9 protein-coding genes are annotated in these 12,570 nt (G+C 56.4%); 3 read left to right on the top strand and 6 right to left on the bottom strand.

Going from position 1 to position 12,570, the window contains the following annotated elements; translation table 11 throughout:
* Positions 1-2: 2 nt before the first annotated feature.
* The 5 genes from ABVF61_RS21540 to yghU all read right to left on the bottom strand — a co-directional run bounded on the left by ABVF61_RS21540 (position 3) and on the right by yghU (position 7,823).
* A complete protein-coding gene (locus ABVF61_RS21540) occupies positions 3-602 on the bottom strand; it encodes an RNA polymerase sigma factor (protein WP_353995588.1) in 600 nt (199 codons plus the stop codon).
* A 321-nt stretch (positions 603-923) separates the two neighbouring features.
* Positions 924-3,290, bottom strand: a complete 2,367-nt coding sequence (locus ABVF61_RS21545; RefSeq protein WP_353995589.1) for a calcium-binding protein — start codon at positions 3,288-3,290, stop codon at positions 924-926.
* A 242-nt stretch (positions 3,291-3,532) separates the two neighbouring features.
* On the bottom strand, positions 3,533-4,966 hold the full coding sequence (locus ABVF61_RS21550) for an NAD(P)(+) transhydrogenase (Re/Si-specific) subunit beta (RefSeq protein WP_353995590.1): 1,434 nt from the start codon (positions 4,964-4,966) through the stop codon (positions 3,533-3,535).
* A gap of 12 nt (positions 4,967-4,978) precedes the next feature.
* Positions 4,979-6,562 carry a Re/Si-specific NAD(P)(+) transhydrogenase subunit alpha gene (locus tag ABVF61_RS21555; protein ID WP_353995591.1) on the bottom strand — a complete coding sequence of 528 codons (1,584 nt, stop codon included), beginning with the start codon at positions 6,560-6,562 and terminating at the stop codon, positions 4,979-4,981.
* Between the two features lie 388 nt (positions 6,563-6,950).
* A complete protein-coding gene (gene yghU, locus ABVF61_RS21560; RefSeq protein WP_353995592.1) occupies positions 6,951-7,823 on the bottom strand; it encodes a glutathione-dependent disulfide-bond oxidoreductase in 873 nt (290 codons plus the stop codon).
* A gap of 419 nt (positions 7,824-8,242) precedes the next feature.
* Here yghU and ABVF61_RS21565 point away from each other — a divergent pair, with 419 nt between their 5' ends.
* Together ABVF61_RS21565 and ABVF61_RS21570 are read left to right on the top strand one after the other, a co-directional pair.
* The gene (locus ABVF61_RS21565; RefSeq protein WP_353995593.1) at positions 8,243-9,643 is read left to right on the top strand and encodes a selenium-binding protein SBP56-related protein; all 1,401 of its coding nucleotides are present in this window, start codon (positions 8,243-8,245) and stop codon (positions 9,641-9,643) included.
* Positions 9,644-9,654: 11 nt separating this feature from the next.
* Positions 9,655-10,302 carry a hypothetical protein gene (locus ABVF61_RS21570; protein ID WP_353995594.1) on the top strand — a complete coding sequence of 216 codons (648 nt, stop codon included), beginning with the start codon at positions 9,655-9,657 and terminating at the stop codon, positions 10,300-10,302.
* A 9-nt stretch (positions 10,303-10,311) separates the two neighbouring features.
* On the opposite strand, the gene ABVF61_RS21575 is transcribed toward ABVF61_RS21570, so the two are convergent.
* On the bottom strand, positions 10,312-11,571 hold the full coding sequence (locus ABVF61_RS21575; protein ID WP_353995595.1) for a M24 family metallopeptidase: 1,260 nt from the start codon (positions 11,569-11,571) through the stop codon (positions 10,312-10,314).
* 96 nt (positions 11,572-11,667) lie between these two features.
* Between ABVF61_RS21575 and ABVF61_RS21580 the strand changes: the two genes are divergently transcribed.
* Entirely contained in the window at positions 11,668-12,555 is an 888-nt protein-coding gene (locus ABVF61_RS21580) for a LysR family transcriptional regulator (protein ID WP_353995596.1), read from the top strand.
* Positions 12,556-12,570: the final 15 nt, after the last annotated feature.

The raw sequence follows: 12,570 nt of genomic DNA on the forward strand, positions 1-12,570 counted from the left end.
GCTCACGCGGCAACAGCAAGACTGGCGCTGGTGGCTGTTTCGCTCAAATGGTGCCGCAATTCGTTCTTAGCCGTTGCCATGCGCGATTTAACGGTACCGACCGGGCATCCGAGAATGTCGGCAGTCTCGGAATAGAGGTAGCCTTCAAAGAAGGTGAGTTCGACAATCGTTCTGAGGTCCGGCTTCAGCTTTTGAAGAGCATTTCTCAGATCGCGTCGTTGGACGATGGTATCGGCTGTATCATCACCGGCCGGGATCTCACATGAATCCAAATCGAGTTCTTGTGTACGCCCGTTCCGTTTTTGCCTCTGCTTGATCGCAAGCCGGTAGGCGATGCCGAACATCCATGTGGACGCCTTGGACCGGCCCTGGAACCTATCGGATTTGCGCCAGACCACCAGGAAGGTATCGTTGGTGACTTCTTCCGCTGCTTCATGATCCCCGGTCACCCGCCGCGCAAAATTCAGCAGACGTGACGCGTGTCTGCGATGAATTGTCTCGAAGGCTGCCTGGTCGCCTCTCGTAACGGCGCGCAGCAACTGATCATCGTCCGTTCTCAGTTGGTGCGCTTTGCCGTTGTTGACCGCGTGTAATTGTCCCATCTTCAGCGCCTATCCTTAAGCAAAGGGGGTGCGTTCGCCGGCTCGGGGAAAGAGCTTGCGGTCTCGCAGTCCTGTTCAAATCCAGTTTGAAGTTCGCAGTTCTCTGCAGAACCTGAGCCTAGGATGGCAATCTTCCGCTTCAGTGCTTATGACGCGCGTCACAACCAAAGAGCTGTGCTCTTGCAAGATGCACTAAAATCATCGCGAGACGTTGAGTTCGTCAGCACCAGGGTCTTCGAAGGAAAATAAAGCGAAGATGCACAGGAAAAGCCCCGCCGGTGGCAGACCGGCGAGGCTTCCAAAGGAGTTTTGTTGCGTGCGTTATGCGAAGTGGAAGTCGTTGGTGCTGAAATCCTCAACGCTTGCGTCTTCAAAGGTGATCAGCTTCCCGTTGACGTCGAGCTGCACGTCATCGCCATCCTGCACAAGCTGGTTCACAAGATCAGACGCCGTCAGGTTTTCATCCGTGATGAAAAGAAGCCGATCCGCGTTGATATCGAAGTCAGTGATAATCTTCACACCTGTGTCTTCGGCAGTGAACACGAACGTATCCGAGCCTTCGCCGCCCGCCAGAATATCAAAACCCGATCCGCTGCGGATGACATTGTCCTGAGCATCGCCCGTGATGACGTCATCGAAGTCTGTGCCGGTAACATTTTCAAAATTCACTGCCGTCGAACCGTCCAGCGTACCGGCCGCAAGATCGACCTCAACACCTGCAGCTGCCTTTGAGAGGTCCAGCGTGTCGATACCGTCGCCGCCATCGAGATCCAGTTTGATTTCGTCCAGAACGTTGTCGACGATCTGTGCCGTGTCGTCGCCTCCGCCGAAATTGGTCTCAAGCACTTCCGTATTGCGGATGTCGAGCTGGAAGAGCCCGTTGACGGTCTGGTCATTGACTTCAACACGCGCAAACTGCACGCCGTCGGGTGTCACGGAAAATTCGGCAACGTCCTTGTTCTGCAGGTCGTCATTGACGAGATCGGTGTTGAAGTTGACCTGGACCCGGTCGTAGTCGGCACCGCCATCCATCAGGTCCGAACCATCGCCATTGTTCCACACAAGCAAATCATCGCCGTCTTCGCCGAAGACAAAATCATTGCCCTTGTTGGCGACCAGCGTGTCGTTGCCGGCGCGGCCATAGATCGTGTCGACGCCGCCAAGCCCGGAAATGACATTGTCCTGATCGTCGCCGGCAATCTTGTCGTCGAACTCAGTGCCGATAACGTTCTCGAAATTGACAGCCTTGGAGTTTTCCAGCGTACCGGCCGAAAGATCGACCTCAACACCTGCAGCTGCCTTTGAGAGGTCCAGCGTGTCGATACCGTCGCCGCCATCGAGATCCAGTTTGATCTCGTCCAGAACGTTGTCGACGATCTGTGCCGTGTCGTCGCCTCCGCCGAAATTGGTCTCAAGCACTTCCGTATTGCGGATGTCGAGCTGGAAGAGCCCGTTGACGGTCTGGTCATTGACTTCAACACGCGCAAACTGCACGCCGTCGGGTGTCACGGAAAATTCGGCAACGTCCTTGTTCTGCAGGTCGTCATTGACGAGATCGGTGTTGAAGTTGACCTGGACCCGGTCGTAGTCGGCACCGCCATCCATCAGGTCCGAACCATCGCCATTGTTCCACACAAGCAAATCATCGCCGTCTTCGCCGAAGACAAAATCATTGCCCTTGTTGGCGACCAGCGTGTCGTTGCCGGCGCGGCCATAGATCGTGTCGACGCCGCCAAGCCCGGAAATGACATTGTCCTTATCGTCGCCGGCTATCTTGTCGTCGAGTTCCGTGCCGATAACGTTCTCGAAATTGACAGCCTTGGAGTTTTCCAGCGTTCCAGCGGCAAGGTCGACCTCAACACCGGCAGCAGCCCGCGACAGGTCAAGAGTATCGATACCGTCGCCGCCATCCAGATCCAGTTTGATTTCGTCCAGAACGTTGTCGACGATCTGTGCCGTGTCGTCGCCGCCACCGAAATTGGTTTCGAGCACTTCTGTCTTGCGAATGTCGAGTTCAAACAACCCGTTGACGGTCTGGTCGTTTACTTCAACCCTTGCAAACTGGACTCCCTTAGGGGTGACGGAAAACTCGGCGACGTCCTTGTTCTGAAGATCGTTATTGACGAGATCGGTGTCGAAGTTGACTTGAACGCGGTCGTAGCCGCGGCCGCCGTTCATGAGGTCCGACCCATCACCGTTGTTCCAGACCAGCAGGTCGTCGCCGGCACCGCCGAACATCTTGTCGTTGCCCTTATTGCCGACCAGACGGTCATCACCTTTGCCACCACGCAGCGTGTCCTCGCCGTCGCCGCCATTCAGATTGTCGTTGCCGTGGCCTCCGGAAATCTTGTCATTGCCTGCGCCGCCAAAGGCGAGGTCGTTGCCATATCCGCCAAAGATCTTGTCGTTGCCGATGCCGCCGAACATCAGGTCGTTGCCGTACCCGCCAAAGATCTTGTCGTTGCCATAGCCGCCGAAAATCAGATCATTTCCGAAGCCACCGAAGATGTGGTCGTTACCCTTACCGCCAAAGATGAGGTCGTTGCCGAACCCGCCGAAGATTTTGTCGTTGCCGCCGTTACCGAAAATCAGGTCATTGCCAAAGCCGCCAAAGAGAAGATCTCCTTGATCGGATCCGTTGATGAATTGAGGGCGGAAGAAATTCAGGAAGGAATAAAGGAAGCTCATTGCAGATCTCCTGTCGTCTTGAAAAAAGCACCTGCATTGGCCCGCCAGGTGCGGCGGGGCTGTTCAAAACTGTGATTGGGAAAGTGTGCCGGTGCGCTCGCGAGGTGCGAGTACCTCTATGTTCGCGGCTGGCCGGAAAAGGTTCAAAAAAAAATTTTGGCAGTCCAACAGACAAGGCTGCGAACAAAGAAAAAGCCGCCCAGGTCGTCCCGGGCGGCTGTCATTTCGAAAGTGTCAGGCGATTACTCGATCATGGTCAGCAGCTTGTCGAGGCTGGCTTTGGCATCGCCGTAGTACATGCGCGTGTTCTCCTTGTAGAACAGCGGATTCTCGATGCCTGAATAACCTGTTCCCTGACCGCGCTTGGAAACAAACACCTGCTTGGCTTTCCAGACTTCCAGGACCGGCATGCCGGCAATCGGAGAGTTTGGATCCTCCTGGGCCGCCGGATTGACGATGTCGTTGGAGCCAATGACGATGGCGACATCCGTTTCCGGGAAGTCCTCGTTGATCTCGTCCATTTCAAGAACGATGTCGTAAGGAACCTTCGCTTCCGCCAGCAGCACGTTCATGTGGCCGGGCAGGCGACCGGCAACCGGGTGGATGGCAAACCGGACATTCTTGCCCTTGGTTCTGAGGCGCTTGGTCAGTTCGCTGACCGATTGCTGCGCCTGGGCCACCGCCATGCCGTAGCCGGGAACGATGATGACGTTGTCCGCATCGTCCAGGGCAGCAGCCACACCGTCGGCATCGATGGCGATCTGTTCCCCTTCGACTTCCATTGCCGGTCCGGCTGTATTGCCGAAACCACCGAGGATGACGGAGATGAACGACCGGTTCATCGCCTTACACATGATGTAGGACAGGATCGCACCAGACGAGCCGACGAGCGCGCCGACAACAATCAGGAGGTCATTCCCGAGCGAGAAGCCGATGGCCGCCGCTGCCCAGCCCGAATAACTGTTCAGCATCGAGACGACGACCGGCATGTCCGCACCGCCGATACCCATGATCAGGTGATAGCCGATAAAGAAGGCCAGCAGCGTCATGAGGATGAGCGTCCAGATGCCGGCTCCGTTGAGGAACAGGATCAGCAAAATGAACGACAGGATCGCGGCGCTTGCATTGAGGGCGTGGCCACCTGGCAGCTTTTCTGCCTTGGATGTGATCTTTCCGGCCAGTTTGCCGAATGCCACGACCGACCCGGTGAAAGTCACCGCACCGATGAACACGCCGAGGAAAACCTCGACCTTCAGGATGGCTTGCTCGGCAGAGGTCTTCTTGGCAAGAATGGCAGCGAAACCTTCGAGTGCCTTGCGCTCTTCGTCGCTCATGGCCAGTACGCGGCCGAGTTCGATATAGGCGTTGAAGCCGACAAAGACAGCGGCAAGGCCGACCAGTGAGTGCATGGCGGCGACCAGCTGCGGCATTTCGGTCATCTGGACGCGCTGGGCGACGTAGTAGCCGATGACGCCGCCGCCGGCGATCAGGATGAGAGACAGCAGCCAGAGACCGGAGCCGGGCCCGATAAGTGTTGCGACAACAGCGAGGGCCATGCCGACGATGCCGTACCAGACGGCGCGTTTTGCACTTTCTTCACCCGACAGGCCGCCGAGCGAGAGAATGAACAAGATAGCCGCGACCACATAAACGGCAGTGGTGAAACCAAATTCCATGGTTCGGCCTCCTTAAGACTTCTGGAACATGGCGAGCATGCGCCGCGTGACGAGGAAACCGCCGAAAATGTTTATTCCGGCCATGAAGATGGAGAGACCTGCGAGCAGGATGATCAGGAACGAACCTGAGCCCACCTGTAGCAACGCGCCGACAATGATGATCGACGAAATGGCATTTGTGACGGCCATCAAGGGTGTGTGCAGCGAATGGCTTACGTTCCAGATGACCTGGAAGCCGACAAAGACCGCGAGAACGAACACGATGAAGTGCTGGAGGAAACTCGCCGGTGCGACGAGGCCGACCAGCAGCATGAAGAGACCACCGACAGCCAGGAGTGTAACCTGCTGTTTTGTTTGCGCCTTGAACGCCGCAACTTCCTGCGCGCGTTTTTCTTCAGGCGTCAGTTCCTTTGGCTTTTCCTTGGCCTTAGCGGCGATCGCCTGAACTTTTGGCGGCGGTGGCGGGAAGGTGATTTCGCCTTCATGCGTTACCGTTGCGCCGCGAATGACATCGTCTTCCATGTTGTGAACCAACTGCCCGTCTTTTTCGGGGGTGAGGTCCGTCATCATGTGACGAATGTTCGTTGCATAGAGACTGGAGGATTGCGCCGCCATGCGGGACGGGAAGTCGGTATACCCGATTATGGTCACGCCATTGTCTGTCACGACCTTCTCGTCAGTGACAGTTCCCTCGACATTACCGCCACGCTCCGCTGCAAGGTCGATGATGACCGAACCTGGCTTCATGGCCTTGACCATGTCTTCCAGCCAGAGCTTGGGAGCAGGGCGGTTGGGGATCAATGCCGTGGTAATGACAATGTCCATGTCGGGCGCAAGCTCCCGGAACTTCGCCAACTGCGCTTCGCGGAATTCCGGAGAGGAGACACTGGCATAGCCGCCGCTCGAGGCGCCGTCCTGCTGTTCTTCTTCAAAATCGAGGTAGACGAATTCCGCGCCCATGGATTCGACCTGTTCGGCGACCTCCGGGCGAACGTCGAATGCATAGGTAATTGCGCCGAGTGATGTCGATGTACCGATGGCAGCCAGTCCCGCAACACCTGCGCCAACGACCAGTACTTTGGCGGGTGGCACCTTGCCGGCCGCCGTGATCTGGCCGGTGAAGAAACGCCCGAAATTGTTTCCGGCTTCGATGACCGCACGGTACCCGGCGATGTTAGCCATGGAGGAGAGCGCATCCATCTTCTGCGCGCGCGAAATCCGAGGCACCATCTCCATGGCAATGACGTTGGCACCGGTTTCCTTGGCGCCCTCAAGCCCCTTTTCGTTGCCGCCCGGATTGAAGAAGGAAATCAGGGTCTTGCCTTTCGTCAGGTAACCCATTTCCTTTTCTTCCGGCTGTCGAACCTTCGCGACAATGTCCGATTTCTTCCAAAGGCTGGGCGCCGTTTTCACGATTTCTACGCCGGCTTCCTGGTAGGCCTCGTCCGAAAAACCGGCTGCTTTCCCGGCCCCGCTTTGGACAAGACAGGTGTATCCGAGTTTCTGAAGCTGCTTCGCCGACTCCGGGGTCATGGCCACGCGGGCCTCCCCGGGAAAGACTTCCTTTGGTGTGCCAATCTTAAGGGCTTCTGACATATGTCGCTCCGAGATGGTGACCGGGACGTGGCCTAAAGAGAGAGAATCCGGCGGTTGCGGCAAAGGATTCACCGCTGCCCCACGGATCTTGTGTGCCAGTTCGCATATAGAGACGAAAATTTTACTTATGACAAGATGTGTTTGCGAGTGAACCGGAGGGTATTTCGGTGCTGATCCTGCATAAGCGCGCAGTGGGAGAGTTTGCGAAAACGAGCTCCATTAGCATCGTAGTCTTGCAAGCTGTGTAGAAGATTGGTCGGAATACTCGCAATTCCAACGACTTTAGTATTTTTTTCTCACCAGTTCCGTATGTTGTTGATCTGTGTGAACAAGGAAGCACATGAACGATCAGGTAGCGACCTGTGGACGCAGGCCGCTACCTGTATGACTATTCTGCCGCGCTTTCAACGGCAGGCTTTGGTTCCAGATCGTCAGCGCTGTGGCGCTCGTGTACCTGCTCGTGCTCTTCACCCCAGGCCTTGTTCACTTTTCGCCCACGAATAACAGCCGGCCGGTTATCAATCTTTTCGGCCCACGCCTTCACATTCGTGTAGTCGTCGACGGCGAGGAATTCTGCAGCATCATACAGACGTCCGAGAACAAGCGCGCCGTACCATGGGAAGATTGCCATGTCGGCGATGGTGTAGTCGTCGCCTGCAATGTAAGGCCGTTCGGAAAGAGCCTTTTCGAGCACATCGATCTGACGCTTTGTTTCCATGGTGAAACGATCGATCGGATATTCAAACTTTTCCGGCGCATACTTGTAGAAGTGTCCGAAGCCGCCTCCGAGGTAGGGAGCCGACCCCATTTGCCAGAACAGCCAGTTGAGCGTTTCGGTTCTGGCAGCGGGGTGCTTGGGCAGGAACGCGCCGAACTTTTCCGCCAGATAAAGCAGAATGGAGCCGGATTCAAAAACACGGGTTGGTGGCGTGGTGCTGCGGTCGACCAGAGCCGGGATTTTCGAATTGGGGTTTGCGCCGACGAAGCCGCTCGAAAACTGATCGCCTTCGTTGATGCGGATCAGCCACGCATCATACTCGGCCGCCTCGATGCCAAGGGCGAGAAGCTCCTCCAGCATGATCGTTACCTTGACGCCGTTTGGCGTTGCGAGCGAGTAGAGCTGTAGGGGATGTTCGCCGACCGGCAGGTCCTTTTCATGCGTCGACCCGGACACGGGACGGTTGATGCTGGCAAACTCGCCGCCGTTCGGCTGCTCCCAGGTCCATACTTTGGGCGGCGTGTAGGTTGAGGTCTCACTCATCGGGAAGGCTCTCCGGCTCGGATCACGTTGGACAGGTCAGCGTGCGTCTCGGCGTAAGCAACGAAACTCATCGCAATGTTACGATTAGATAGGACGCTGAGTGATGTTTGCCTAGAGCAAGTTTGCGTCGGGAACGGTTTTTTTCCAAGAGGGAAGTTCCGAGCCCTTTCCCTGTTGGTCTGTAACCATCAACGATTTCGTTCATTGTGGCTAAGACCAAGATTTAATGTCTCTTTTGCTCTCGACCGGCGGATGACGTTAGGGCATTCTGCGTGTATGAGGGCCGGAGGAATAGGTCAATACAGGCATTGGTCCTCATAGCAGCAAGATCTTTGAAATCGAGCTCAGGAGAACTTTGCGGGACCAAGAAGAAAAAACAACACCCGTCTTGATAATTGTCGCAATTCAGGGAGGACGACATGAATTTGAGGCCAGATCCGAGTTTTTATCCGACTGCGCAAATGGCAATGGAGGCACCGGTTGAAAAGCTGGCCTTCACATTGATGTTAAGTCCAGATTTCAGCAGGCCGGACGGGCTGGCCGTGGTGAATGTCGATCCGGAGAGCGCGGAATACGGCCAGATCGTGCACACGGTCATGATGCCAAACAAGGGAGATGAATTTCACCATTTCGGCTGGAATGCCTGTTCGTCGGCGCTGTCTCCGCTCACTGGTCATGCCTTTCTTGAGCGGCGCTACCTTATCATCCCAGGCATCAGATCCTCCCGGATCTATGTGATCGATGTGAAAGAGCCGCTGCAGGCAAAGATCCACAAGATCATCGAACCCGAAGAAGTTTTCGCAAAAACAGGATACTCACGCCCGCACACGATCCATTGCGGACCGGAGGGCGTTTACGTCTCAACGCTTGGCGGCGGTGGGGCCGACGGTACCGACGGACCTCCGGGGATCTTTATCATGGACTGCGAAACGTTCGAGATCCTCGGGCGGTATGAGATGGATCGGGGCATTCAGGACAAGCATTACGATTTCTGGTGGAACCTGCCGCGCGACTACATGGTCTCGTCAGAGTGGGGCCTGCCTCCACAATTCGAAAACGGAATTGTCGCGGAAGATCTCTTGTCGAACAAATACGGCCACCGGATCCACTTCTGGGACCTGCGCGCGCGCAAGAATGTACAGACAATCGATTTGGGTGAAAACCATCAGATGGCGCTTGAAATTCGCCCGGCACACGATCCGGCGAAACAATATGGATTTTGCGGTGTGGTTGTTGATACGACCAATCTCCAGGGTTCCATATTTACCTGGTGGCGCAAGGACGATGGGACATTCGAGGCGAAGAAAACCATCACGATCGATCCGCAGCCTGCCGACCCGAACGACTTGCCGGAATTGTTGAAGGGATTTTCGGCGGTGCCGCCGCTCGTCACCGATATTGATCTCAGCCTGGACGACAAATTCCTCTATGTTGCGTGCTGGGGGACGGGTGAGATGCATCAATATGATGTTTCCGATCCCATGAACCCCACGCTCGCCGGCAAAGTAGAGATTGGCGGGATCGTGAAGAAGACGAAGCATCCGAATGGAAAGGACTTCGGCTACGGACCGCAGATGGTCGAGATCAGCCGGGACGGAAAGCGGGTCTACTGGACCAATTCCCTCTACTCCACCTGGGACGATCAGTTCTATCCGGGTGAGCGTGGCGCTGCCATGGTGATGGCGAATGCGGGACCGGACGGCGGGCTGACGCTCGATGAGAAGTTCTGGGTCGAGTTTCCCGAAGGCTACCGCTCTCATCAGATCCGCCTTGAAGGCGGAGACTGTTCGACGGACAGTTTCTGCTATCCATCGGTCTGACCTTGGAGGGGATGAGCGTGACGGCCCTTTGGCTGGCCGTCATCGGATCCGGCCTTTATCACGGCCTCAACCCGGGAATGGGATGGCCGCTTGCGGTGTCCGCCGCTCTCATGGAGCGGCAGACACAAGCGCTTCCGCGGGCACTTTTGTCCCTTGCTGCCGGGCATTTGCTGGCAATGCTGGCGATCCTGTTGCCGTTCTCGGCAATGATCGTGCTTGTCAGTCTTGAGCGTGAAATTCAGATCGTTGCAGCGTGTCTTGTGATCGGTCTGGGGCTCTACCTGCTCATCACCAATCGCCATCCGAGGTTTCTCGCAAGAGTATCACCTGCCAAACTTGGTATCTGGTCCTTCCTGGTTGCGATCGCCCACGGAGCTGGTCTGATGCTGGTTCCGATCTATCTGGGCATTTGCTCAATTCAGGACAGTCAGGGGCACCAGGCTGCCGGGATGCTGATGGCGGCAGACGTTCAAATGGCACTGCTGGTCGCTGTCGTGCATACGCTCGCGATGGCGACCGCAGGTGGTCTGCTCGCCTTCGGCGTCTACCATTGGCTGGGTCTTTCGTTCCTGCAAAAGGCCTGGTTCAACCTCGACCGGGTGTGGGCAGTCAGTCTCGTTCTCGTAGGGGCTTTCGCGCTTTTCTTCGCCCACGGCTGACCACACCCTTTAAGACAACAACTTGTCTTCAAAGGGAAACTCGGACAGCAGCTCTATCCCCGTCTGCGTGATCAGCACCTGCTGTTCAAGCTTGACGCCTTCGCGGCCGTTGTCTTCACCGATAAAGCTCTCCACGCAGATGGTCATGCCCGGTTCCAGCACGCCGTCGTAGCCGGCGTCGGGGAAATCTCCGTGGTGATAAAGATATGGATATTCACCGGTCATGCCGACGCCGTGGGCGGAAAGATAGTAGCGGTTGGTGTAGTACCGCTCTGGAATATCCCAAGCCTTGTCTGCGTATTCCCGGAAGGTCATGCCCGGAAAAAGGATATCCATATTGTGATGCACCTGCTCAAAGGCGACCTTGTAGAGATCCTTTTGCGCGGAGCTGGGCCTGTCCGGACCGGCATGAAAGGTGCGGGAAAAATCCGCGTAGTAGCCGTGGCAGCCGACGACATCCGTGTCGAGCGCGATCAGATCGTTGGGGGCAATCACGCTGGATGAGGTTTCCTGAAACCAGGGATTTGTCCGCGCACCGGCGTTTAGAAGACGCGTCTCAACATAATCGCCATTCTGCTCGATGATGGACTTGTGGAGCACCGCCCACAACTCTGCCTCAGTCAATCCCGGGCGGATCGCGTCACGCAGCTTCCCGACCCCGATCTCGGTGGCGCGCAAGGAGGCGATCATGCATTTCATTTCTTCAGGAGATTTGATCGCGCGCGCCATTTCAACGGGTTGCTGTGCATCGACAATCCCGAGGCCAGTTTCCCGAAGCGCGATGCTCGTGCCGGCATTCAGCCGTTCAAGCCCGACAACTGCCGTTTTGTTGCCCGTGAGTTTGCGGATGAGATCCGCCATTTCCGTCGCCCATACATTTTCCCGTTCCGCAATATGCGGCCCGGCAGCGACGTAACTGGCCGTGGATGATGTCCTGACTTCGTCGATCGTTTCCAGATCCTCCGCCAAATGCCGGCATCCTGTGAACTCGAAGAGAATGCTCTTGTCCGCGGTCAGGAGCAGATAGCGCGATGGCGCGTTCCGCATGGAAAAGACCTGCATGTTGCGAGCGCCGGTGGCATAGCGAATATTGACCGGATCGGAAAGAATGACGGCATCGACGCCGTATTCCGCCATTTTCTGGCGTACGCGCGCTTGCCGGTAGGTGCGAACGGCAACGAGATCGATACTGTCGTCTGAAGTGACGCTGTCCAACTGGGCCAGCCCGTCAAGGTCGCTCCGTTCCGCGTGCCAGTCGAGTTCCGCCATGGTGATTAGCTCCGTTTCCGCACAACACGGAATAACCACATTCGTAAGCTGTCCGAAAAGTCTGGAAAAACTCTGCCTATTGGATAACCTGAAGTTATGGAAAGCTATCGCAAATCCTTGCCGCCGCTTGATACGCTGGTCTTCTTTGAAGCCGCTATGAGGCATCTGAATTTTACCGAAGCCGCGGACGAATTGTTTGTTACGCAGGCTGCGGTCAGCAAACGGATCCGGCAGTTGGAAAGCTGGCTGGGCGTTGATCTGTTTGAACGAACGGGCCGCAAACTCGTTCCAACGGAGGCGGGCGCGTATCTGGCAGAGAAAACGGGTATGACGCTCGATTATCTCGACTGGGCGCTGCGCACGGTAAAAGTGCCTGCAAGACCGGTCGTACGCATCGCATCTGTAACGGCACTGGCAACGTTCTGGCTGCAGCCGAAGCTGAGAGAGTTTGCGTTGTCGGATGATGCGTGCCCGTTCAATCTTGTCACCGCCGACGAACTTGGCGACCTGTTACGGCCCGAGCATGACCTTGTGGTTCTGCACGGCGAGGATCGACTGCCTGGATGGAATGCCGAGCTGCTGTTTCCCGAAGACATTGTTCCGGTTGGAACGCCGCGCGTTGTGAAATCGGCTGAAAAGGCATCGCCGGATGGAGCGCCACTGCTTCTGAACTTCGCGCGCATGGCCCCCAACTGGACGGATTGGCCTGTCTGGATCCAGAGAACAGGTTGGGCGGAGTTCGACCAATGGCCTGTTCTGGAATGTGCAAGTTATAATCAGACGATCGGCCGAGCACTCAAGGGCGAGGGCCTTGCTCTTGGCGCTTTGCCCCTCCTGCAAGACGAAATATCATCCGGTTCCCTGGTCGCCATGACGAAAAGAATGCACTCAACGGGGAAGGGGTACTTCATTGCCTGGCCCCAGGCACGACCGCTCAGCGATGAGGCGAGGAGATTGAAAAATGCTCTCTTAAGCGACCCCTGAACCCTTCCAGAAGGC

This window comes from Roseibium sp. HPY-6 (genome assembly GCF_040530035.1).
Lineage (GTDB): Bacteria > Pseudomonadota > Alphaproteobacteria > Rhizobiales > Stappiaceae > Roseibium.

Coding starts and splice junctions, on each gene's coding strand:
- ABVF61_RS21540 (WP_353995588.1), bottom strand. CDS start 602: ATGGGACAATTACACGCGGTCAACAACGGCAAAGCGCACCAACTGAGA.
- ABVF61_RS21545 (WP_353995589.1), bottom strand. CDS start 3,290: ATGAGCTTCCTTTATTCCTTCCTGAATTTCTTCCGCCCTCAATTCATC.
- ABVF61_RS21550 (WP_353995590.1), bottom strand. CDS start 4,966: ATGGAATTTGGTTTCACCACTGCCGTTTATGTGGTCGCGGCTATCTTG.
- ABVF61_RS21555 (WP_353995591.1), bottom strand. CDS start 6,562: ATGTCAGAAGCCCTTAAGATTGGCACACCAAAGGAAGTCTTTCCCGGG.
- yghU (WP_353995592.1), bottom strand. CDS start 7,823: ATGAGTGAGACCTCAACCTACACGCCGCCCAAAGTATGGACCTGGGAG.
- ABVF61_RS21565 (WP_353995593.1), top strand. CDS start 8,243: ATGAATTTGAGGCCAGATCCGAGTTTTTATCCGACTGCGCAAATGGCA.
- ABVF61_RS21570 (WP_353995594.1), top strand. CDS start 9,655: ATGAGCGTGACGGCCCTTTGGCTGGCCGTCATCGGATCCGGCCTTTAT.
- ABVF61_RS21575 (WP_353995595.1), bottom strand. CDS start 11,571: ATGGCGGAACTCGACTGGCACGCGGAACGGAGCGACCTTGACGGGCTG.
- ABVF61_RS21580 (WP_353995596.1), top strand. CDS start 11,668: ATGGAAAGCTATCGCAAATCCTTGCCGCCGCTTGATACGCTGGTCTTC.